This is a genomic window from Nocardiopsis sp. B62, assembly GCF_018070675.1.
Taxonomy (GTDB): domain Bacteria; phylum Actinomycetota; class Actinomycetes; order Streptosporangiales; family Streptosporangiaceae; genus Nocardiopsis; species Nocardiopsis prasina.
On record NZ_JAGPXK010000002.1, the window covers coordinates 249,050 to 270,921 of the forward strand.

Consider the following 21,872-nt stretch of genomic DNA (forward strand, 5'->3'; position numbering starts at 1 on the left):
CCGCGCCCGGGCCCACCACCGCGCACCACTCGTACGGTGCCCCCGGGGTGCTGGCGCCGGTAGGATCGGGCCCGTGAATGACACGCACGACGACTATGACGACCTGCCCGAACAGATGCGGGTCCGGCGGCAGAAGCTGGACCGTCTCCGGGAGGAGGGCACCGACCCCTTCCCCGTGAACTACCCGCGGACGACGTCGATCGGTCCCGTGCGTGAGAAACACCAGGGCCTGGAGCCCGACACCCACACCGGGGCGAGGGTCGCCATCGCCGGTCGCGTCATGCTCTACCGTTCCGGCGGCAAGCTGTGCTTCGCGACCCTGCGCGACGAGACCGGGGACGTGCAGATCATGCTGTCCCTGGACCAGGTCGGCAAGGAGGGCCTGGACGCCTGGAAGGCCGACGTCGACCTCGGTGACCACGTGGGTGTGGAGGGCGAGGTCATCACCTCCCGCCGCGGCGAGCTCTCCATCATGGTGAGCGACTGGACGCTGACGGCCAAGTGCCTGCGCCCGCTCCCGGAGAAGCACAAGGGTCTGACCGACCCCGAGGCCCGGGTGCGCCAGCGCTACGTGGACCTCATCGTCAACCCCGAGTCGCAGCAGATGGTGCGCAGCCGTTCGGCCGCCATCCGGGCGATCCGGGAGGGGCTGAGCTCCCGCGACTACATCGAGGTCGAGACCCCGATGCTCATGCGCGTGCACGGCGGCGCCACCGCGCGTCCGTTCGTCACGCACATCAACGCCTACGACATGGACCTGTACCTGCGCATCGCCCCCGAGCTGTCGCTGAAGCGGCTCGTCGTGGGCGGCCTGGAGAAGGTCTTCGAGGTCAACCGGAACTTCCGGAACGAGGGCGCGGACTCCACGCACAACCCCGAGTTCACGATGCTGGAGTTCTACCAGGCCTACGCCGACTACGACGACGTGGCCGAGGTGACCCGCGAGCTGATCCAGGAGGCCGCCCGCGCGGTCTTCGGCTCCACCACGATCGAGCGTGACGGCGAGACCTTCGACCTGGGCGGGGAGTGGCCGCGCGTCACGCTGTACGGCTCGGTCTCGGAGGCCCTGGGGGCCGAGGTCACCCCGAGGACGCCGATCGAGGAGGTCCGACGCCTGGCCGAGGCCAAGGGCGTCGAGTACAGCCACGAATGGGGTCAGGGCAAGCTGGTGGAGCACGTCTTCGAGGAGCTGGTGGAGCACACGCTCATCCAGCCCACGTTCGTGTGCGACTTCCCGCTGGAGACGAGCCCGCTGACCCGTCAGCACCGCGAGGACCCGCTGCTCACCGAGAAGTGGGACCTGATCGGGTTCGGCATGGAGCTCGGTACGGGCTTCTCCGAGCTGGTGGACCCGGTCGAGCAGCGCCGCCGCCTGACCGAGCAGTCGCTGATGGCCGCCGACGGCGACCCCGAGGCGATGCAGCTCGACGAGGACTTCCTGCGCGCGCTGGAGTACGGCATGCCGCCCACCGGCGGTGTGGGGATCGGGATCGACCGTCTGCTCATGGCCTTCACCGGGAAGAACATCCGGGAGACCGTCCTCTTCCCGATCGTCAAGCCCTCCGGGGACTAGGTCGTGTCCGACGGACGTACGTCCTAGCCGGTTCCCCGATCCCGAGGAGGGAAAGGGGAAAGGCGAAACGCTTGTAGCGGGATGACCGAAAGTTGGACTCGGGGCCGTCGCACCCTCAGGTGCGGCGGCCCCGAGTCGTGGGCGCCTCTGAGAGCGCAAATGTGTCCGACACCACGAGACTCGCCTCACTTTCCGGGCAGGCGGAACAAACCACCCGCCAGAACAGGATGTCCTGTGGGGAAGAGCCCGGTTTTTCCCTTGAAAGTTGAGTTATCGGAGCCCCGACAAAGTTGGAGATTGTTTACGCAGGTCAGGCTGGGGAGGATATTTCCCGACGCGTGAACTTGTGACGCACGGGCTTTACGCCATCACGCATGGTGATTTATTGGGCCTTGACGGTATCATCCGCTCCGCTTAGCGTGCTGAGGGCGGACTTCGGTCCGCGAGTTTGCCGAAGTGGTCGAGAACAACGGTGAGCCGGGGCCCGGGTCGAGACACGATCCGGACAACCCGCCGCACGCGTACCCACGACGAGGTCTGTCCGTCCCAGACCGCGACGCCCGGGGTCCGTGTGTCTCGTGCTCCCCTCCTGCTCCCACCCCTGTGCCAGAGGGGTTCCGGGGGCGGTCGGGGTGGTCGGGACTCACCCGCGCCGACAGCCAGTCGACGCGCTTGACTCCTCGGTGACGAGTTGATGTTCCGCACTCACATGGATGAGGGAGGACGGAGTGGAACAGGCCACACTCGTACGACGTACCGTTGAGGACCAGAACACCCTCTCGCCACGGGAACACAGGGAGAACGTGGTTCCCCTGCAGGCCCGGTCGCGCGAGAACGCGTTCAACGGCCCCTACACGCCGGTCGAGCTGAGTCACGAGGAACTCGAACTGCTCGCCGAGATCGCCACCGGTGTCACCACCGAAGTGGCCGCTCGGCACCTCGAGCTCAGCGCCCGGACCCTGCGACGTCGCATTCGCAACATCTGCGACGTGCTGGGCGTGAACACACCCATCGAGGCGGTCGTGTGGGCCGCGCGGCGTCAGCTCATCTGATCTGACGCCACCCGGCGACCGCCGGGAGACACCGCGGGCATACCGGCCCAGCAGGCCGAGCTTTCGACCACCGGACGAGGAGCGTTCCGGTGGGAGGTCGCTTGGGCGTAGTCTGGTCCGGCTATGCCCGTTCGTCATGTCCGGATCCGTCGCGCCAGGACGCGTGACGTGACCCACATCCGCCGCCTCGTCGACACCTACTCCGTCGACCGCCGCGTGCTCTCCAAGAGCACCGTCAACCTCTACGAGGACATCCAGGAGTTCTGGGTGGCCGAGGCGGAGAGCGTTCCCGAGCCGACACCCGGCGAACACGCCGAGCCGGAGGGTGAGCTCCGCGTGGTCGGCTGCGGCGCCCTCCACGTGCTCTGGGAGGACCTGGCCGAGGTGCGCACCGTCGCCGTGGACCCCTCCCTGCGCGGTTTCGGCGTCGGACACCGAATCGTGACCGAACTACTGGACACCGCGCGCGAGTTGGGCGTACGCCGTGTGTTCTGTCTGACATTCGAGACCGGTTTCTTCGCCAAACACGGCTTTGCCCCGATCCAGGGCACTCCGGTCTCGTTCCGTGTCTACGAGGAACTCCTGCGTTCCTATGACGAGGGCGTGGCGGAATTCCTCGACCTGGAGCGGGTCAAACCCAACACCCTGGGGAACACCAGGATGCTTGTGCACCTCGACGGGAGTCCGGCAAGCGTGTCCGGCTAAAGCTTTTGGGTCCCGGATAGGGACCGGCTTCGTCTTCGGAACGGTTCACCGGATCCCCCGATGGCCCTAGGTCCTTAACCGCACCGGGTGGTATGGGTGTGGAACAAGGCAGGTAATGTGTACCTGCGTCCGTCAGGATCGCCGGTTCCCCGGTGAAGTGACGACGGGACGTTCGGCATCCCGGATTTGTGGGACACCGTCCGCGATCGGCCGACTCCGTGATGGAGGTCTTCCCGCGCGGAGGTGGAACAGTCGACCGGACATTGGCCACCATCAGGCTTTGAAGGACCATCTTCGGTACGTCCGGTGTCAAGTCGGGGGCAAACGATGTCTATGATGTCTGGTATGCGTTTGCCCGGCGGTGCCGGAGCGCCATCCCCCACGGCAGGACCGACACTGAGTCGGGTATTTGCTGCAATAAGTAACAACCAGGAAGGGTAGGCCGCTTCGATGGGTGACTTTTTGTCATCGGTGCTTCCCCCTGGACTGATCGACGTATTGTCCGCGCTCATCCCGCCCGTGGTTGTCGCGACCGTGTTCTGTGCCTTCGTCATCAAGCTGCTGCGCAAGGAGATGGCGCCGCGCAGGATGGACGGAAGCCTGGTCAGCGATGAGGCCAAGGATGAGGAGGCCGCGGTCGACAACGACGCGGCCCGGGTCGACGAGACCAAGGCGACGAACGAGACGCCGATTGCCCAGGACGGGGAACGTACCGAATCCGAGGCTCGTTAGATACCGTGCCTCGCTGAACCCGGTCCCCAGCGCCGCGGCGCCGGGGGTCAGCGTGTGCGGGCCAACTCGCCGGCCCCGCGCTGCTCCGGCGACCCCGAATCTCGTCGCTCCGGGTCCAGGTGATTTCTGGCACGCCGGGAATTGTCTTTCGCGTTCTCGCGAGATAGCTTTATATTCAGGTGTGGAGACACCGCTCTGCTGAAAGGTTTGATTCCATGGCACAGAAGGTCCAGGTTTTCCTGGTCGACGACCTCGACGGCGGCGAGGCCGAGGAGACGGTGACGTTCGGTCTCGATGGATCGACGTACGAAATCGACCTCAGCGCGGGTAATGCCGCCAAGCTCCGTGAGGCTCTTACTCCGTTCATTGAGGCCTCCCGCAAGGCCCCCGCGAAGCAGGCACGCGGTACCGCTCGTCGCGGTACCCGGAATGCTCCCAGCCGTGAGCGCAGCGCCGAGATTCGCGCCTGGGCGAAGGCCGCCGGGAAGCCCGTCAATGAGCGCGGCCGTATCCCCGCGGCCATCGTCGCCGAATACGAGGCCGTCAAGGGTTAGGTTTGCCGCCGCTACGCGGCGGAATAGGGGTGGGTCCTGGTCGACATTTCGCCCCATGCGTCACCGACGCGGTGTCCCGAACCCGTTCGTCCCGAGGCCCGGTTCCCGAGGCCTGTGACACCGGGACGAGAGGGCGCGCCGATGAACGTGAGGCCCTGTGGGCACGGATCCCGACCCGAGGCCGGGGAGGCTTCGGAATGGACCCGTGGTCCCCGGCGTTCACCGAAGGCGGAGAGCGGTGCGGGTGACGTGACACGCGCGGTACCCCCGCTCACGAGGCGGCCCGGTACACCGGCGTGTCGGCTCGGTCGCGGTTCGCGCCGACGTTGAGGAGCCCCGAGGGGCTCTGCCCCCGGCCCGCCGCCGGGTGGCTCGCGCGCGGGTCGGCCCGGGTCACCGGGCTCACTCCGGGAGATGGTTCGGTCCATTTCCGCTTGAAGAACAACACGGCTTCCGCTTGTTCGCTTAGAGCCGACAATCCGGCTTACGCACGTGCGGCCCGGGCACTCTCGTGATGGATGGGAGTCCCGGGCCGTTCGCCTTCGGCGTACAGGGAAATCTGACGCGCCAATTGGTAGTTGGATGTTGGGTGAACGCCCTATCGTCGGGGAAAGTCTCTGGCACGGACGGCTGCGGTCGGCCGTACGGAGATGTCCACCCTGTCGGCAGCCGCCGGAAGGGTGGGCGGGTGCGACAGTGCTCCCCGGGGCGGTTAATCCCTGTGGGGCCTATATGCGGAAGAGTCGGGTCGGTCATCGCCGTCCCTGCCTGACCGCTCTGTAGAGGAGCGACGAGACATGTTCGAGAGGTTTACCGACCGCGCGCGGCGAGTGGTGGTTCTGGCTCAGGAAGAAGCCAGGATGCTCAACCACAACTACATCGGTACGGAGCACATCCTGCTCGGCCTCATCCACGAGGGTGAGGGTGTCGCCGCCAAGGCTCTCGAGAGCCTTGGTATCAGCCTCGAAGCGGTTCGGCAGCAGGTCGAGGAGATCATCGGTCAGGGCCAGCAGGCGCCGTCGGGACACATTCCCTTCACCCCGCGCGCCAAGAAGGTCCTTGAGCTGTCGTTGCGCGAGGCGCTTCAGCTCGGCCACAACTACATCGGTACCGAGCACATACTGCTGGGCCTGATCCGCGAGGGCGAGGGCGTCGCCGCCCAGGTCCTCGTGAAGCTCGGTGCGGACCTCAACCGTGTCCGCCAGCAGGTCATCCAGCTGCTGCACGGCTACCAGGGCAAGGAGCCGCAGGCCACCGGAGCCTCCTCCGAGTCCACCCCCTCCACCTCGCTGGTGCTGGACCAGTTCGGCCGCAACCTGACGCAGGCCGCGCGTGAGTCCAAGCTCGACCCGGTCATCGGCCGGGACAAGGAAATCGAGCGCGTCATGCAGGTGCTCTCACGGCGCACCAAGAACAACCCGGTGCTCATCGGTGAGCCCGGTGTCGGTAAGACCGCCGTGGTCGAGGGGCTCGCACAGAAGATCGTCAAGGGTGAGATCCCCGAGACGCTCAAGGACAAGCAGCTGTACACGCTCGACCTGGGCGCACTGGTCGCGGGCAGCCGCTACCGCGGTGACTTCGAGGAGCGCCTCAAGAAGGTGCTCAAGGAGATCCGCACCCGCGGTGACATCATCCTCTTCATCGACGAGCTGCACACGCTGGTCGGCGCGGGCGCGGCGGAGGGTGCCATAGACGCCGCCTCCATCCTGAAGCCCATGCTGGCCCGGGGTGAGCTCCAGACCATCGGTGCGACCACGCTCGACGAGTACCGCAAGTACCTGGAGAAGGACGCCGCGCTGGAGCGCCGCTTCCAGCCGATCCAGGTGGACGAGCCGACGATCACGCACGCCATCGAGATCCTCAAGGGCCTGCGCGACCGTTACGAGGCCCACCACCGGGTCTCCATCACCGACAGCGCCCTCGTGGCCGCCGCGCAGCTGGCCGACCGCTACATCAGCGACCGGTTCCTGCCGGACAAGGCGATCGACCTCATCGACGAGGCCGGTTCCCGGATGCGCATCCGCCGGATGACCGCTCCGCCGGACCTGCGCGAGTTCGACGAGAAGATCGCCGGCGTGCGCCGCGACAAGGAATCGGCCATCGACGAGCAGGACTTCGAGAAGGCCGCGTCCCTGCGCGACGACGAGAAGCAGCTTCTCAACAAGAAGGCGCAGCGGGAGAAGGAGTGGAAGGCCGGCGACATGGACGTCGTGGCCGAGGTCGACGAGGAGCTCATCGCCGAGGTCCTGGCCGCGTCCACCGGCATCCCGGTCTTCAAGCTGACCGAGGAGGAGAGCTCGCGCCTGCTGCGCATGGAGGACGAGCTGCACCGCCGGGTCATCGGCCAGGAGGACGCCATCAAGGCGCTCTCCCAGGCGATCCGCCGTACCCGCGCCGGTCTGAAGGACCCCAAGCGCCCCGGTGGTTCGTTCATCTTCGCCGGTCCGTCCGGTGTGGGTAAGACCGAGCTGTCCAAGACCCTGGCCGAGTTCCTGTTCGGGGACGAGGACTCGCTGATCCAGCTGGACATGTCCGAGTTCATGGAGAAGCACACGGTCTCGCGGCTGTTCGGTTCCCCGCCCGGCTACGTCGGTTACGAGGAGGGCGGCCAGCTCACCGAGAAGGTGCGCCGCAAGCCGTTCTCCGTGGTCCTGTTCGACGAGATCGAGAAGGCCCACAACGACATCTTCAACTCTCTGCTCCAGGTGCTGGAGGAGGGTCGTCTCACCGACGCCCAGGGTCGCAACGTCGACTTCAAGAACACGGTCATCATCATGACGACCAACCTGGGTACGCGGGACATCTCCAAGGGCCAGGCCATGGGCTTCGCCAAGGAGGACGACGCCAACACCAACTACGAGCGGATGAAGGCGAAGGTCAGCGATGAGCTCAAGACCAACTTCCGGCCTGAGTTCCTCAACCGTGTGGACGACGTCATCGTCTTCCACCAGCTGACCGAGAAGGAGATCTTCCAGATCGTCGACCTGATGATCACGAGCCTGGACAACCGGCTCAAGGAGAAGGACATGGGCATCGAGCTGCGCCCCAAGGCGAAGCAGATCCTGTCCGAGCGCGGGTTCGACCCGGTCCTGGGCGCGCGGCCGCTGCGTCGCACGATCCAGCGGGAGATCGAGGACCAGCTCTCCGAGAAGATCCTCTTCGGCGACCTCAAGGCGGGTCAGATCGTCGTGATCGACGCCGAGGGCGAGGGCACGGACGCGAAGTTCACCTTCAAGGGCGTGCCGAAGCCCGCCGCGGTGCCGGACACCCCCGAGGTGGAGTCCGCCGCCAAGGGCGAGTAGTGGACCCGGCCGGTCCCGTACCGGCGGTGGTCTGAGGAACGGGGGCATCCCTTCGGGGGTGCCCCCTTCGTCGTTTCCCGAAGCGAGGGAAGGCAGTCGGACGCTAGGGTGCCGTCCGTGGCCAATCCAAACGAACCCCGCCCAGACGGCTCCCAGCCGCCGCAGCCGGGGCCCCTCGGTTCCCCGTTCCCGCACGGCCCCTCAGGGCCGCACGACGCCTCCCAGGGGCCTCCGGTGGGCCAGGGTCCGCCTCCCGGTCCCGTGCCGCAGGGGCCGTGGCCCCCCTACCCCCCTCAGGGCCAGTACCCGCAGGGTCCGCCCCCTCAGGGGCAGTACCCCCACGGGCCTCCGCCCGGCCCGGGACACCCGCCGCAGGCACCCCCGCCGCAGGCACCCCCGCCCGGTTACCCGTACCAGGGCCCGCCGCCCGGCTTCCCGCACCCCGGACAGCCGCCCCAGGGTCCGCCGCCCGGACATCCGCCCTACGGGCACCCGGGGGCGCCCGGTCCCGGCGGCCGTTCGGCGGCGCCGTGGCTCATCGTCGGTGGCGTCGCCCTGGCGCTGCTCCTGGTGGGTGGCGCGGTCCTCGGCGGCTTCCTGTTCTACGGGGGCACCGCGGTGTCGGACGAGGCGAGCGGCTCCGGTGGGGCCGGTGGCGGGGGGACCGAAGGGGTCGAGACCTTCGAGGACCTTTCCAAGGACCACGTGGAGACCGGCGTGAGCGTCGACTACGAGCAGTACCCGCCGGTCGGCGGGGAGCACTACGGCTTCTGGCAGAACTGCGGGGTGTACGACGAACCGGTCCTGACCGAGGCGGCCGTCCACTCGCTGGAGCACGGGGCGGTGTGGATCACGCACGACCCGGCACTGTCCGACGACGAGGTGGAGACGCTGACCGCGCATCACACCCAGGGCTCCTACGTGCTGGTCAGCCCGATGGAGGACCTGCCGTCCCCCGTGGTGGCCTCGGCCTGGGGAGCCCAGCTCAAGCTGGACGACCCCGCCGACCCGCGGCTGGCGGACTTCCTGCTGGAGTACGAGCAGAGCCCCCACGCCCCCGAGCCCGGTGCTCCGTGCAGCGGCGCCTTCGACGGCACCCAGGCGGAGTTCGACGCGGAGGGCGCCGGGGAGGTCGGGGCCCGGATGAACTGAGGTCCCGTCCGGACCCGACACGACCGGACCGGCCCCCGGGTGACCGGGGACCCGGTTACCCGGTTACCCGGTTACCCGGGCAGGGCGTAGCGGCCGTCGTCCAGGGGGTCCACCAGACCGTCGGAGACCAGGGCGTCCAGGGCCCGCTCGCGCTGGACGCCGTCGTCCCACACGGCGTCCAGGGCGTCCTTGACCACGGGTTCGCGTGAGGCCCGCAGCACGGCCAGGAGCTTGCCGCGCACCTGGCGGTCCGTTCCCGCGTAGGTCTGCCCGCGCCGGGGAGGGCCGTCGTGGGCGGGCTTCCCGGCGAGCTTCCAGGCGCACTGTCCCGCGACGGGGCAGTCCGCGCAGCGCGGCGACCGGGCCGTGCAGACCAGGGCGCCCAGCTCCATCACGGCCACGCCCCAGCGGGCCGCGACCGAGGGTGTCGGCGGCAGGAGCGTCTCGGCGAGGGAGGTCTCCGCCTTGGTCTGGGTTTTCGGCGGGTACTCGATCCCCGTTTCGGTCCTGGCCAGGACCCGGCGCACGTTGGTGTCCAGAATGGCGTGCCGCTGTCCGTAGGCGAAGCTCGCGACCGCCGCCGCCGTGTACGCGCCGATCCCCGGAAGGGACAGAAGGGTCGCGTGGTCGTCGGGGACCTCGCCGCCGTGCTCCTCCGTGATGGCCACGGCGCAGGCGTGCAGGCGCAGCGCCCGGCGCGGGTAGCCGAGCCGGTTCCACATGCGAACCGCCTCGCCGGAGGGCTCCTTGGCCAGGTGGGCGGGGGTGGGCCAGCGCTCCATCCAGGCCTCCCACGCGGGGAGCACCCGCACGACGGGGGTCTGCTGGAGCATGATCTCGCTGACCAGGATGGACCAGGCCGAGGCCTCGGGGCGGCGCCAGGGCAGGTCCCTGGCGTTGGACTCGTACCACGCCAGAACGGCGGTGCTGTAAGGGTTATCGCTCATCTTTAACGGGAAATCGGCGGGTTGAGTAGGTGGGTGGCACGCAAAACCGCAATACTACGGCCCATGGCGTCAAGTACCGGACAACCTGCACCCGTCAGCCGTGAGACCTACTGGAAGCGACGCGCCTTCGTCCTGGCTGGCGTGATGCTGGTGTTCGCTTTGGTCGCGCTCGCCTTCCGGAACTCCTCCGACGACGGCGAGCCAGCGGGCTCCCAGGCGTCCATCGAGGAACCCGAGGCCTCCTCCAGTATCCCAGCCGAGGATCCCTCCGAGGCCGAAACCGACGAAGAGGACGCGGACCCGTCCGCCTCGCCCTCTCCGTCGGAGTCCCCGTCGCCGTCCGCTTCGCCCTCCGAGGGCGAGGGGGACGAGGGTTCCGGCGGCGGTTCCGGTGGGGGATCGGCCGACGCCGCGGCTCCCGAGCGCCCCGAGGACCACTGCCGTCCGCAGGACGTCGTGGTCACCTTCGACTTCGCGGAGAAGGAGCGGGAGGTGTACGGCGGTGGCGCCAACCCCGAGTTCAAGGTGACCGTGGTCAACGTCGCCGAGCAGACCTGCACCGTGGACGTGGGTCCCGAGGCGTTCGAGCTCAGGCTGGACTCCGGCGACGACCGGATCTACTCCTCAGCCGACTGCGTCAAGGGCAACAGCAAGGAGGAGCGTCAGCTCACCCAGGGCCGACCGCACGAGTACACGGTCTCCTGGGACCTGGAGCGCTCCTTCACCGACTGCCGTGACGGCGGCGCCAAGGCGCAGCCCGGGTGGTACAAGGCGAACCTGCGCGGCGACCACGTCGGCAGCGTCGACCAGCTCGTGTTCCAGCTCAAGGCCTGACCGCGGTCGCGGGACGAGTTCACGCAAAACACACAACTGATCGTCACTGAGTGACTACTATTCGTGGCGAAAGTTGTTCTCGTCGTTCTCGTCCCGGGAGTTCCTGTGAAGCTCATGGCCACCGCCCTGTCCTGTGCCGCCGCCGTCGCCCTCGCCGTGAGCGCGGCCGCGCCCGCGACCGCCGACGAACGGGGCGCCGCGTACATGCTCGAGGTCTTCGGAGGCGTCGAGAAGCACGGTGACACCGCCACGAGCTGGGCCCGTGGGGCCACCCTGGAGTGCGACCCGGCCGGGGGCGACCACCCCCGGGCCGCCCAGGCCTGCGACCTCATCGCCGAGCACGGCGACATCGCCAGCGTGACGGCCAACACGGACGGCGTCTGCACGATGGAGTACCGCCCGGTCACCGTCCGGGTCACCGGTGCCGAGGACTACGAGGAGACCTTCGGCAACGCCTGCCAGCTGGCCAACGCCAAGGGCATGATCTTCGACTTCTAGGGCGGTCCGCTAGTCCTCGGCGGCCGCGCGCTGGGAACCCCGGCGCCGGCCCCGTCGCTCCACCCAGGACAGGGCCTCGCTCAGCTCCTCCACCTCGTGCACGCGGATGCCGTTGACCGGGTCGCCGAAGTGCTTGGGCACCACCGCCTGCGTGAAGCCCAGGCGCTGCGCCTCGGCGACCCGGCGCCGCACTCCGTTCACACTGCGCACGTCGCCCGCCAGCCCCACCTCGCCGATCGCGATGAACCCGCTCGGCAGGGGGACGTCGTTGTTGGAGCTGGCGGCGGCCAGGGCCAGGGCCAGGTCCACGGAGGGCTCGCCCAGCTTCACCCCGCCCACGGTCGAGGCGTACACGTCCATGTTGGCCAGCTTCATCCCGGTGCGCTTCTCCAGCACGGCGAGGATCATGTTCACCCGCGAGGTGTCCAGGCCCGAGGTCGCGCGGCGGGGCGCGGGCAGCGGCGTCGGAGCGACCAGTGCCTGCACCTCGGTGATGAGGGGGCGCCGACCCTCCAGGGTCACGGTGACGCACGTGCCCGGGACCGGGTCGGTCCTTTCGGTGAGGAAGAGCCCGCTGGGGTCGGGCAGGCCGTAGATGCCCTTCTCGGTGAGCTCGAAGACGCCGATCTCGTCGGTGGGCCCGTAGCGGTTCTTGACCGCGCGCAGCAGGCGCAGCTGGGAGTGGCGTTCGCCCTCGAAGTGGAGGACGACGTCCACCAGGTGCTCCAGCAGGCGGGGACCGGCGATGGAGCCGTCCTTGGTGACGTGGCCGACCAGCACGGTGGCGATGCCGCGCTCCTTGGCGATCTGGATCAGCGCACCGGTGACCTGCCGGATCTGGGTGACTCCGCCCGGGACGCCCGCGGCCTCGGGGGAGACCATGGTCTGCACCGAGTCGACGATCAGCAGCTGCGGCGCGACGGCGTCGACGTGGCTCGCCAGGGTGGCCACGGAGGTCTCGGCGGCGAGGAAGAGCTGGTCGGACAGGGCTCCGAGGCGCTCGGCGCGCAGCCGGACCTGACCGGCCGACTCCTCGCCCGTGATGTAGAGGACGGGCGCCTTGGCGGCGCGCATGGCGGCGACCTCCAGGAGGAGCGTCGACTTGCCCACGCCGGGCTCGCCCGCCAGCAGGACGACGCCGCCGGGGACCGCTCCGCCGCCCAGGACGCGGTCGAGTTCGTCCACTCCGGTGGGCACCGCCTCGGCGCTCTCCACGCTGATCTCGGTGATGGGGCGTGCCCGGGAGGTCACCGGGGCGGCCGCGACGGCCATGGGCGCGGGGGCCCCGGCCTCCTCGACGGTGCCCCAGGCCTGGCACTCACCGCAGCGCCCCACCCACTTGAGGGTGGTCCATCCGCACTCGGCGCACCGGAACGTCGTCTTCGCAGCTTTTGCCATGGGCGACACGCTAACGGCTGCGGGGGACAGACCCGAATGGAATCGGGAGCCCCATGAAACACAAGAAAGTTACCTACCGGTTAGGTCAAGGGTTTCGTAAGTCATGTTAGAGAGTATGTGGGGAGAGTCACTCTCGCCCCATGGTCAGAACACTCCTGTGCCCCCGCTCCTTGGAGAGAGGAAATCCCTCGTGTTCCGTACGAACCGAACCCCCGCCATCCCCCGTGCCTCCCGAGGCGGTGAGCGCCCCGGCGCTCTGCGCCGCCTCGCCCGGTTCACGGCCCCCCTGGCGCTCGCCGCCATGGGGATCTCGCTGGCCACCGCACCCGTCGCCGCCGAGGAGGCCCAGGCGGCCGAGGCCGCCGCCTTCGAGCACTACGTGGCCATCGGCGACTCCTTCGTCGCCGGTCCGCTGGTCCAGGCCCAGGCCAACATGCCGCTCCTCGGTTGCATGCAGTCCTCGGTCAACTACCCCAAGCGCCTCGCGGACGAGCTGGGAATCGCCGACCTCACCGACGTCAGCTGCTCCGGTGCGGTCATGAGCCACCTCTACGAGGCGCAGTTCGACGACACCCCGCCGCAGCTGGAGGCGCTGCGTCCCGAGACCGACCTGGTCACGGTGGGGATCGCGGGGAACGACTTCGGTTTCTCCGAGGTCCTCCTGGAGTGCGCGAAGCGCAGCCTGGGCAACCCGCTGGGCAGCCCCTGCGCCGACTACTACGGTGACGAGCTCGACCAGCGGATCGAGGGACTGCGGGGTGAGGTCTCCGGCGTGTACGCGGACATCGCCGAGCGCAGCCCCAACGCCACGGTCCTCAGCGTCGGCTACCTCCAGATCCTGCCGGAGAGCGGCGGTTGCTGGCCGAGCACGCCGATCTCCCGCGGGGACGTCCCGTGGCTGGACTCCGCCCAGACCGCGCTGAACGCGATGCTCAAGGAGGAGGCCGAAGCCCAGGGCGCGGTCTTCGTTGACACCTTCGAGCGCGGCCATGACGTCTGCCAGGGTTCGAGCACCCGCTGGGTCGAGGGCCTGATCCCGGAGGACGGCGCGCCGATCCACCCGAACAACCTCGGCATGGCGGCGACGACCGACTTCGTGCGTTCCGCCCTGAACGTCCCGCAGCCGTAGCTGGCTGTAGCCGGTGGTGACTGACCTCGGCGGGCGAGTGGTCGTTTGATGATTCGACGACCGATTTGCCCGCCGAGGTCAAGTGGTCTTTACCGTCCTTGGGTGCTGCTTAGGCTACGCAGAGTGATTTTCCGTGATCTCTGTGTGACCAATGGTGGTGTGTTGGCGGCAGGGAGACCCGCGTCACAGTGGTGCGGGCTGCCCCGACGGGAGCACCGAGGGAGCACCACGTCATGCGAACACCACGACACCATGAGCAAACGCGGGCCTGCCGTTCCACCACCCACTCGGGGCGACAGGCCGCATCCGCCCAGGCGCGTCGCCGTAGGTCGAGCGCACTCCTCGTCGCGGCTCTCGCGGCCGCGACCGTAGTCGCCGGGGGAGCCCCGGCTCAGGCCCAGCCCGTCTCCGCCGCGGCCCCGCAGGAGGGCCCCGCGAACGCCGAGAACCGCGAGCGGGTCCACCAGTCCCTGTCCACCGACAACGTGGAGAAGGCCATCGACGAGGCCGAGTCCCACAAGGGCAAGCCCTACGCGTGGGGCGGGACGGGACCCAACTCCTTCGACTGCTCCGGACTGGTGCAGCACTCCTTCAAGCAGGCCGGTGTGAGCCTGCCCCGGGTGGCCCAGGACCAGGTTCGGTCGGGGACCCGGGTGAGCTACTCCGACGCCCGGCGCGGCGACGTCCTGTACTGGACGGACTCGGGCGGACACGCCTACCACGTCGCGATCTACCTCGGCGATGACCGCATGATCGACGCCCCGAACTCCGGCGGGAAGATCTCCGAGCGGGACGTGACCCGTCACGACCTCGCCGGTGCCGTGCGACTCTGACCCCGTCATCCGCGGGGCCGCGCCACCGGCGCGCCACTGATCTCCGACGGCCGTTCCCCGAGTGCCGGGGAACGGCCGTCCCTCCAGTTCACAGGCCCGTACGGTCCTCGCCGAGCACCCCCGCCACGCCGTGTTCACGCGGGCGCCCGCGCCAGATCGCCGAGGAGCGCATACTCTGGAACACGTGAGCCCTATCCAGGTCCCAGACGCGCCCGTGGTCCTCTCGTCGGCGTCGGTCTACCCGGAGAAGACCCCGGCCGCGTTCGAGATCGCCGCGAAGCTGGGGTACGACGGCGTGGAGGTCCTCGTCTCCTCCGACCCGGCCAGCCAGGACACCGAACTCCTCCGGCGCCTCTCGGACTACCACCAGATGCCCGTGACCGCGGTCCACTCCCCCTGCCTCGTGCTCACCCAGCGCGTGTGGGGGCGTGAGCCCTGGGGGAAGCTCCAGCGGTCCAAGGAGATGGCCGAGGCGCTGGGCGCCAGGACGGTCGTGGTGCACCCCGCCTTCCGCTGGCAGCGCGAGTACGCCCGCGACTTCGAGAACGGCGTGGCGCGCATGCAGGACGAGACCGACGTGGTCTTCGCGGTCGAGAACATGTACCCGGTGCGCGTGCGCGACCGCGAGGTCGTCCCCTACGCCCCGAGCTGGAACCCGCTCGACCGTGACTACCCGGACGTCACCCTCGACCTCTCGCACACCGCCATGTCCGGCTCCGACGCGATGGACATGGCCAGACGGCTGGGCGACCGGCTGTCCCACGTGCACGTGACGGACGGCCTCGGCGGCCAGAACCTGGACGAGCACCTGATCCCGGGACGCGGTACCCAGCCCGTGGCCGAACTGCTCGAACACCTCGCGGGCAGCGGTTACGAGGGACAGCTGGTCCTGGAGGTGAGCACCCGCAAGTCCGTGGACCGCGAGGCGCGCATGCGCGAGCTGGCCGAGGCGCTGGCCTTCACCCGGCTGCACTTCGCGCAGGGGCCGCCCGAGCCCGAACCCACGCTGGGCCGCCGTGAGCGCATCGCGCTGCTGCGCGGGCGCGGACAGTCCCCGCCCCGGCGCTTCTCGGTCGACCCCGGCGGGTCGGTCGACGACGAGGGCACGGCCCAGGACTGACCGGCGGGGACGGGTCCGCCTCCTCGGACGTCCACTCCGTGGGACGCGTGGTCGGCGCGGGAGCCTCCGTGCGGCTAGCGTGGAGTGAACGCGCAGAGAGGACCCCTAATGATCGCGATCATCGGCGCAGGAAAGATGGGCGAGGCGTTGCTCGCCGGGCTGCTGGCCCAGGGCCACGCACCGGAGGACGTGCTCGTCACGGAGCCGCGCGAGGAGCACGCGGCGGAGCTGCGCGCCCGTCACGGGGTCGAGACGGTTCCGGCGGGGGACGCCGCCAAGCGGGCGGGCACCCTGCTGCTGGCCCTCAAGCCCCAGGACATGCTGGCCCTGCTGGACGACCTCGCCCCGCACCTGACCCGGGACCACCTGGTCATCTCGGTTGCAGCCGGGCTGACCACCGCGGTGATGGAGAACCACCTGTCCTCCGGCGTGCCGGTCGTGCGCGCGATGCCCAACACCCCGGCGCTCATGGGCCGGGGGATGACGGCCGTCTCCGGTGGGGCGTTCGCGCAGGCCGAGCACCTGGACCGGGCCGAGGAGCTGCTGGGCGCGGTCGGTGAGGTGCTCCGGGTCGGTGAGCAGCACATGGACACGGTCACGGCGATCTCCGGGAGCGGACCGGCCTACTTCTACTTCATCGCGGAGACCATGATCGAGGCCGGAGTGGCCATGGGCATGCCGCGGGCCACCGCGCAGCGCCTCGTGGGGCAGACGATCACCGGGGCCGCGGCCATGCTCGACGGTTCCGGGGAGCACCCGGTGGTCCTGCGCGAGGCCGTGACGTCGCCGGGGGGCACCACGGCGGCGGCGCTGCGTGAACTGGAACGACACGGAGTGCGCACGGCCTTCACGGACGCGATCGAGGCGGCGAGGGACCGGAGCAGGGCGCTGTCGGAGAGCTAGCCACGGGTGTGTGTGACCTAACTCACACATGGATTTCCTGGTTCCTCTGGTCGTGAAGTGTCGGACATTGCGTCCTACCTGACGAATAAAGTCGGGATAAGAGGGGCTCGCCCCCTCTTACCTCCGACTCTGTACGTCTTCCCCTCACTGATTCCGGGGCCCCATGACACATCCTCAACCCCCTTCGGACCCGTCCAACGTCCCGGGCCAGCCCGGGGCCGCGACCCCGCCCCCCGCTCCGAGCGGTCCCCAGAACCCCGTCGGGGGTCCGCCCTCGGGAGGCAACCCCGCCGTCGGTCACCCGTCCGGCGGCCAGCCTCCCCCCGGCGGCCAGCCTCCCAGCGGTCCACCCCCGGGCGGCCCACCGCTCGGCGGTCCGCCACCCATGGGCCAGGGGCCTGGTGGCCCGCCCCCCGGCGCTCCCGGTGGCCCGCCCCCCGGCGGTCCCGGCGGTCCGGTGGGCCCGGGTGGCCCCGGTGCCCCCTCCGGGCCCGGTGCTCCCATGGGTCCCGGCGGTCCCGGTGGGCCCCCGCCCGGCCAGTTCGGTGGACCCCCGCCCATGGGGACCCCCTCCGGCGGCAACCCGCCCTTCGGTCCGCCCCAGGGAGGACCGCCCCCCGGCGGCATGCCCCCGGGTGGTCCGCCCCCCGGCGGCATGCCCCCCGGCCCGCCCTCCGGTCAGTTCGGTGGACCCCCGCCGCCGCCCCTGCCCCCGCTCGGCCTCTTCAAGTCCAAGGCCGGGCTGCGCGCCGCGCTGCTCAACCTGTCCGGTGTCGGCGCCGGCTACTTCTACCTGCGCAGCTGGGTGTTCTTCGGGATCAACCTGGCCGTCACCATCGGCCTGCTGGTCACGGCCGCCGTCATGGGCGCCGCCGACAACCTGCTCACCTGGGCTCCGGCCCTGCTCGCGTGGGTCCTGGTCACCGTGGTGCACGGCCTCTTCGCCGGGCGCAAGCACGACCGGCGCCTCATGGCCCGGGGCGAGCAGCCCACGGCCGGATCCAAACCGGTCGTCCTGGCCGCCTGCCTCGTCGTGGTCATGGCGCTGTCGCTGGTCGGCGTCTGGCAGACCGGTGAGTGGCGGCTCCGCGTCGCCGACACCGCCCACGCCAACGGCGACTGCGACACCGCCATCGACGGCTACGGCCAGGTGGAGGGCGGATTCCAGCTCTCCATGTCGCCGTCCCTGATGAACAGGGCCCGCGAGGGTGGCGAGGCCTGCGAGATCCTGCGCCGCGCCCAGTCCGACGTGGCCAACGAGGCCTACGACCACGCGCTGGAGTCCTACACCGACTACTTCGCGCACGCGGGCTCCCGTTGGGAGGACACCGACGGCAGCATCGCGGAGATCCACTTCGACTACGCCGCCCAGCTCGCCGCCGACGCGGACCAGATGTACACGGGAACCGTGACCGACGAGGTCAGCGAGGCCTTCCGACAGGCGCAGGAGACCTACGCGTTCATCGCCGAGGACTTCTCCGACACCCCGTCCGCCGCTCAGGTGCCCGACGCCCTCGTCGAGCTGTACGACGTGGCCACCGGCGACTACCAGTCGGAGAACTGGTGCTCGGCCTTCGACCAGATCGGGATGTTCGACGACCTCTCCTGGGACGCGGCCCCAGACATCGCCGAGCGCATCGAGGACGAGCGCCCCGACGCCGCGCTCAACTGCGGTTGGGCGCAGGTGGACTCCGGCGACCTCGACGACGCGGACGAGACGGTCGAGTACCTGGAGGCCAGCCACCCGGACTACGAGACCGACGACGTCGAGAAGCTCACCAAGCACATCGGAGCCGGTCGCATCGAGCAGAAGATGGACCTCCAGACCATCTTCGGCGAGTCCTCGATCGAGGACATGAGCCCGTACGAGACCGGAGGCGGCGACAAGGTCGTCATCGAGTTCACCAACAACTCGCCGGAGGAGATGCACTTCATGTACGTGGGACCGGAAGCGGTCCACGGCGAGGAGTTCACCGACCCCTGTGAGGGCTGCAAGGTCTACACCTCGCCGCCCACCGGCAACTCCTGCTTCGACGACGGCGAGGTCATGCGGATCGAGCTGGACCCGGGCGAGTACCGGCTGATGATCACCTCCACCGAGTCCGGCTTCGGCAAGCCCCTCCACGGCACCAAGAAGCTCAAGGCGGGCGAGACCTACAAGTCCTGCTACTACAAGATGGAGAACGGCTAGACACGCGCGGCGGCGGGACCGCCGTCATGGGCCCCGCGGCCCTGGAGGGAACCCCCCTCCGGGGCCGTTCCCGTATTCCGGGGCCGGGTTCCCGCCCGAGGGCGCCGGAGAACGAACCGGACCCGGGGTTCTGCCCGGGCCCGGCCTTGCGTACTGTGTGCTTCGGAGCACGCACACCTGAAACGGGGGTCACCACATGGGAGGGCGCACGTCCTGCTCACTTCGGGTGGCATGGGACGACGGACTCACCGCCTACGACTTCGGGCCGCAGCACCCGATGGCGCCGATCCGGGTCGAGCTGACCATGGCGCTCAGCCGCGAGCTGGGCGTCTTCGAGGGTGCGGGGGTCGACCTCCTGGACGTCGAACCGGCCTCCGACGAACTCCTCTCCCTGGTGCACGACCCCGCCTACGTCGAGGCGGTCAAGCGGGCCGGTCGGACCCTGGAGCCCGACGACGCCCACATGCTCGGCACCACCGACAACCCCGTGTTCCCGCACATGCACGAGGCCTCGGCGCTGATCGCGGGCGCCTCCGTGGCGGCGGCCCGGGCCGTGTGGACGGGACAGAGCGCGCACGCCGCCAACATCGCGGGCGGACTCCACCACGCCATGCACGGCAACGCGTGGGGGTTCTGCGTCTACAACGACCCCGCGCTGGCCATCGCCTGGCTCCTGGAACAGGGCGCCAAGCGCGTCGCCTACGTCGACGTGGACGTGCACCACGGGGACGGCGTCCAGAACGCCTTCTACGACGACCCCCGGGTCCTCACCATCAGCCTCCACGAGTCGCCCGCGACCCTGTTCCCGGGTACCGGACACGCCTCGGAGGTCGGCGGCCCCAACGCCGAGGGGTACGCCGTCAACGTCCCCCTGCCCGCCGGGACCGGCGACACCGGCTGGCACCGTGCCTTCGACGCCGTGGTCCCGCCGCTGCTGCACGAGTTCCAGCCGGAGATCCTGGTGACCCAGCAGGGCTGCGACACCCACGCCCTCGACCCCCTGGCCAACCTCACGCTCAGCGTGGACGGGCAGCGCCGGGCCTACGAGGAGCTGCACAAGCTCGCGCGCAAGACGGCGGGCGGCCGCTGGCTGCTGTTCGGTGGCGGCGGCTACGGTCTCGTCCACGTCGTGCCCCGGGCCTGGACCCACCTTCTGGCCGAGGCGGCGGGCGCGCCCATCGACCCGGACCGGGAGACTCCGCAGGGGTGGCGCGACTTCGTGCGCCAGCGCACCGGCGAGCTCGCCCCGCTCTACATGACCGACGGCCGAGGTGTCTCCTTCACCCCCTTCGAGCAGGGCTACGACCCCGGGGACCCCGTCGACCGGGCCATCCACGCCACCCGCACCGCGGTGTTCCCCAGCCACGGGATCGACCCCACCCTCTGAGCCGGACCCCTCCGCCCCGCCCACCCGGCGCCGCCGCCGATCACACCACGCGAAATCTCCGCGATTGCCGCGTGGCGCGCGTTCAGCGGGTAGGAAGGGGATTATTACCGGGCGAACAGGAGCCGAAGCCGTGGTGGTCGCGCGGCGTGTCACCGGCTCGCCGCGCAGACGAGGAAGGGGAACGCAGGTGACGCCGCCGACACGCGCCGAACTCATCACCTATCTGGTTCGCACGGGGATCGCGGGGCACGTCGACACCCCACGGCAGAACAACCTGCGCCACTACCGGAGGCTCGTACAGAAGGACCCGTACCACCAGTTCGGGTTGACCTTCGCGCACGACTGGACGTACGCCGAGGTCCTCGCCCTGATGAACAAGCGCTGCGGCGTGGTGGGGGACGAGGAGTACGTGTGGGGGATCGACACCATCGACCCCGACCTCACCATCGACGCCCTGGAGGCCCTCGGCGACCGGCTGGCGCTGGCGGCCCGGCGCCAGGAGAGCGTCATGTTCGCCACCGGGCACCCGCGCAACCTCCGGGACACCTACCAGTCGTGGAAGGACGCGCTCTCCGCACGCGGGTGCAAGGTCCTCACGGCGGCGGGGGGCTACTCCTACGAGGTGACCACGGAACGGCCGCCGAACCGGCGGATCGTGGTCTGGCGGGAGGACGTGGCCCTGGTGACGGACGGACACCTGCCCCGGCACAGCCACCACCCCTTCGCGATGCGGGCGATCCTGGCGGAACTCACGGACCGGGGTGAGCCATGGCCGCAGTTGGTCATCGCCGACCACGGTTTCGCGGGTGCCGCGGGGGAGGCGGGGGTGCCGACGGTGGGCTTCGCCGACTGCAACGACCCCGCTCTTTTCCTCGCCGAACATGAGGGAAAACTGCTGGTCACCGTGCCTCTCGACGACGGATACCTACCCGAGGACTACGCTCCGCTGCGCGACTACGTGCTCGCCAGAGCGGGCCTTCTTTGAGTGTGGTCGGCCATTTATACCCAGCGTTAAACCTCATCTGACCCTTGGTCAACGCGCGGCCACGAAGACAGCACGAACGACCTTCCGTAGAGGGGAACTCGGCTCTACTCTGAAAACGGACGTGTCAGTAGTGACAGCATGACACGCTGGCGTGTCGGTGGGACGGGGACTGTTTCGCCGGGGTCCCCCGAGCACCGTGAGGCACGCCAGGGCTGAACGGTAGACAATGCTCACGTCCGGGAATGAGGGCGTCGGAAGATGAACGGGAGCAAACCGCCTCTCGAAGAGGTCAGGTTCCTGACCGTGGCGGAGGTCGCCACGATCATGCGTGTGTCCAAGATGACCGTTTACCGAATGGTGCACTCGGGAGTTCTCCCCGCGATTCGTGTGGGGCGTTCCTACCGGGTCCCCGAACGGGCCGTACACGACTACCTCCGCGAGGCATTCGTCGAGGCTGGTTGACAGGCCAGGCCGGACCCGGGGGCGGGGCCCACTGACCCAGCGCCCGATCCGCCGACCACTCAGGGGCGATGTTCCCCAGCATCGCCCCTGACGTGTGCCGTCCCGCGCCCGACGC

Annotated in this window: 20 protein-coding genes; 17 read left to right on the forward strand and 3 right to left on the reverse strand. The window is 69.5% G+C overall.

Translation table 11 applies throughout. The annotated features are described in order from the left end of the window. Positions 1 to 73 precede the first annotated feature (73 nt). From lysX to KBX21_RS03240, 5 genes are all read left to right on the forward strand, one after another. Positions 74 to 1,573, forward strand: a complete 1,500-nt coding sequence (gene lysX, locus KBX21_RS03220; RefSeq protein WP_049570827.1) for a bifunctional lysylphosphatidylglycerol synthetase/lysine--tRNA ligase LysX — start codon at positions 74 to 76, stop codon at positions 1,571 to 1,573. Positions 1,574 to 2,301: 728 nt separating this feature from the next. Further along, positions 2,302 to 2,625, forward strand: a complete 324-nt coding sequence (locus tag KBX21_RS03225) for a LuxR C-terminal-related transcriptional regulator (RefSeq protein ID WP_110049656.1) — start codon at positions 2,302 to 2,304, stop codon at positions 2,623 to 2,625. Positions 2,626 to 2,748: 123 nt separating this feature from the next. Further along, positions 2,749 to 3,330 (forward strand): amino-acid N-acetyltransferase, encoded by a 582-nt coding sequence (locus KBX21_RS03230; protein ID WP_049570824.1) that lies wholly within the window; start codon positions 2,749 to 2,751, stop codon positions 3,328 to 3,330. A 450-nt stretch (positions 3,331 to 3,780) separates the two neighbouring features. Further along, a complete protein-coding gene (locus KBX21_RS03235) occupies positions 3,781 to 4,062 on the forward strand; it encodes a hypothetical protein (RefSeq protein WP_049570821.1) in 282 nt (93 codons plus the stop codon). A 215-nt stretch (positions 4,063 to 4,277) separates the two neighbouring features. Then, complete coding sequence (locus KBX21_RS03240; protein ID WP_017542917.1) at positions 4,278 to 4,616, forward strand: Lsr2 family protein; 339 nt, start codon at positions 4,278 to 4,280, stop codon at positions 4,614 to 4,616. Positions 4,617 to 4,887: 271 nt separating this feature from the next. Here KBX21_RS03240 and KBX21_RS26850 read toward each other — a convergent pair whose 3' ends face one another. Then, positions 4,888 to 5,022 (reverse strand): hypothetical protein, encoded by a 135-nt coding sequence (locus KBX21_RS26850; RefSeq protein WP_282104497.1) that lies wholly within the window; start codon positions 5,020 to 5,022, stop codon positions 4,888 to 4,890. A gap of 391 nt (positions 5,023 to 5,413) precedes the next feature. On the opposite strand from KBX21_RS26850, the gene KBX21_RS03245 reads away from it, so the two are divergent. Both KBX21_RS03245 and KBX21_RS27055 read left to right on the forward strand, forming a co-directional pair. Then, positions 5,414 to 7,918 (forward strand): ATP-dependent Clp protease ATP-binding subunit, encoded by a 2,505-nt coding sequence (locus KBX21_RS03245; protein ID WP_082206372.1) that lies wholly within the window; start codon positions 5,414 to 5,416, stop codon positions 7,916 to 7,918. 117 nt (positions 7,919 to 8,035) lie between these two features. After that, on the forward strand, positions 8,036 to 9,070 hold the full coding sequence (locus KBX21_RS27055; protein ID WP_307869141.1) for a DUF3105 domain-containing protein: 1,035 nt from the start codon (positions 8,036 to 8,038) through the stop codon (positions 9,068 to 9,070). Positions 9,071 to 9,141: 71 nt separating this feature from the next. On the opposite strand, the gene KBX21_RS03255 is transcribed toward KBX21_RS27055, so the two are convergent. Beyond that, positions 9,142 to 10,017 (reverse strand): A/G-specific adenine glycosylase, encoded by an 876-nt coding sequence (locus KBX21_RS03255; protein ID WP_049570815.1) that lies wholly within the window; start codon positions 10,015 to 10,017, stop codon positions 9,142 to 9,144. A gap of 144 nt (positions 10,018 to 10,161) precedes the next feature. On the opposite strand from KBX21_RS03255, the gene KBX21_RS03260 reads away from it, so the two are divergent. Together KBX21_RS03260 and KBX21_RS03265 are read left to right on the forward strand one after the other, a co-directional pair. Beyond that, positions 10,162 to 10,851, forward strand: a complete 690-nt coding sequence (locus KBX21_RS03260) for a hypothetical protein (protein ID WP_199776540.1) — start codon at positions 10,162 to 10,164, stop codon at positions 10,849 to 10,851. A gap of 114 nt (positions 10,852 to 10,965) precedes the next feature. Continuing rightward, positions 10,966 to 11,349: an SSI family serine proteinase inhibitor gene (locus tag KBX21_RS03265; RefSeq protein ID WP_210841029.1), complete on the forward strand. Its 384-nt coding sequence runs from the start codon at positions 10,966 to 10,968 to the stop codon at positions 11,347 to 11,349. Positions 11,350 to 11,358: 9 nt separating this feature from the next. Here KBX21_RS03265 and radA read toward each other — a convergent pair whose 3' ends face one another. Further along, entirely contained in the window at positions 11,359 to 12,747 is a 1,389-nt protein-coding gene (gene radA, locus KBX21_RS03270) for a DNA repair protein RadA (protein WP_082206371.1), read from the reverse strand. A 190-nt stretch (positions 12,748 to 12,937) separates the two neighbouring features. Between radA and KBX21_RS03275 the strand changes: the two genes are divergently transcribed. The 8 genes from KBX21_RS03275 (at position 12,938) to KBX21_RS03310 (ending at position 21,757) form a co-directional block, all read left to right on the forward strand. Then, positions 12,938 to 13,876 (forward strand): SGNH/GDSL hydrolase family protein, encoded by a 939-nt coding sequence (locus KBX21_RS03275; protein ID WP_234003896.1) that lies wholly within the window; start codon positions 12,938 to 12,940, stop codon positions 13,874 to 13,876. Between the two features lie 233 nt (positions 13,877 to 14,109). Beyond that, positions 14,110 to 14,709, forward strand: a complete 600-nt coding sequence (locus tag KBX21_RS03280; RefSeq protein WP_049570807.1) for a C40 family peptidase — start codon at positions 14,110 to 14,112, stop codon at positions 14,707 to 14,709. A 184-nt stretch (positions 14,710 to 14,893) separates the two neighbouring features. Beyond that, on the forward strand, positions 14,894 to 15,829 hold the full coding sequence (locus tag KBX21_RS03285) for a sugar phosphate isomerase/epimerase (protein WP_049570804.1): 936 nt from the start codon (positions 14,894 to 14,896) through the stop codon (positions 15,827 to 15,829). 108 nt (positions 15,830 to 15,937) lie between these two features. Then, complete coding sequence (proC, locus tag KBX21_RS03290; protein WP_210840955.1) at positions 15,938 to 16,732, forward strand: pyrroline-5-carboxylate reductase; 795 nt, start codon at positions 15,938 to 15,940, stop codon at positions 16,730 to 16,732. 655 nt (positions 16,733 to 17,387) lie between these two features. Continuing rightward, positions 17,388 to 18,923: a DUF1109 domain-containing protein gene (locus KBX21_RS03295; protein WP_210841030.1), complete on the forward strand. Its 1,536-nt coding sequence runs from the start codon at positions 17,388 to 17,390 to the stop codon at positions 18,921 to 18,923. Between the two features lie 226 nt (positions 18,924 to 19,149). Further along, the gene (locus KBX21_RS03300) at positions 19,150 to 20,310 is read left to right on the forward strand and encodes an acetoin utilization protein AcuC (protein ID WP_049575035.1); all 1,161 of its coding nucleotides are present in this window, start codon (positions 19,150 to 19,152) and stop codon (positions 20,308 to 20,310) included. A gap of 187 nt (positions 20,311 to 20,497) precedes the next feature. Beyond that, entirely contained in the window at positions 20,498 to 21,295 is a 798-nt protein-coding gene (locus KBX21_RS03305; RefSeq protein WP_049575031.1) for a phosphatase, read from the forward strand. Positions 21,296 to 21,553: 258 nt separating this feature from the next. After that, the gene (locus KBX21_RS03310; RefSeq protein WP_013155995.1) at positions 21,554 to 21,757 is read left to right on the forward strand and encodes a helix-turn-helix domain-containing protein; all 204 of its coding nucleotides are present in this window, start codon (positions 21,554 to 21,556) and stop codon (positions 21,755 to 21,757) included. Positions 21,758 to 21,872: the final 115 nt, after the last annotated feature.

Coding starts and splice junctions, on each gene's coding strand:
- KBX21_RS03245 (WP_082206372.1), top strand. CDS start 5,414: ATGTTCGAGAGGTTTACCGACCGCGCGCGGCGAGTGGTGGTTCTGGCT.
- KBX21_RS03235 (WP_049570821.1), top strand. CDS start 3,781: ATGGGTGACTTTTTGTCATCGGTGCTTCCCCCTGGACTGATCGACGTA.
- KBX21_RS03260 (WP_199776540.1), top strand. CDS start 10,162: ATGCTGGTGTTCGCTTTGGTCGCGCTCGCCTTCCGGAACTCCTCCGAC.
- KBX21_RS03265 (WP_210841029.1), top strand. CDS start 10,966: ATGGCCACCGCCCTGTCCTGTGCCGCCGCCGTCGCCCTCGCCGTGAGC.
- KBX21_RS03280 (WP_049570807.1), top strand. CDS start 14,110: ATGCGAACACCACGACACCATGAGCAAACGCGGGCCTGCCGTTCCACC.
- proC (WP_210840955.1), top strand. CDS start 15,938: ATGATCGCGATCATCGGCGCAGGAAAGATGGGCGAGGCGTTGCTCGCC.
- KBX21_RS03240 (WP_017542917.1), top strand. CDS start 4,278: ATGGCACAGAAGGTCCAGGTTTTCCTGGTCGACGACCTCGACGGCGGC.
- KBX21_RS03255 (WP_049570815.1), bottom strand. CDS start 10,017: ATGAGCGATAACCCTTACAGCACCGCCGTTCTGGCGTGGTACGAGTCC.
- KBX21_RS03295 (WP_210841030.1), top strand. CDS start 17,388: ATGCCCCCCGGCCCGCCCTCCGGTCAGTTCGGTGGACCCCCGCCGCCG.
- KBX21_RS03230 (WP_049570824.1), top strand. CDS start 2,749: ATGCCCGTTCGTCATGTCCGGATCCGTCGCGCCAGGACGCGTGACGTG.
- radA (WP_082206371.1), bottom strand. CDS start 12,747: ATGGCAAAAGCTGCGAAGACGACGTTCCGGTGCGCCGAGTGCGGATGG.
- KBX21_RS03310 (WP_013155995.1), top strand. CDS start 21,554: ATGAACGGGAGCAAACCGCCTCTCGAAGAGGTCAGGTTCCTGACCGTG.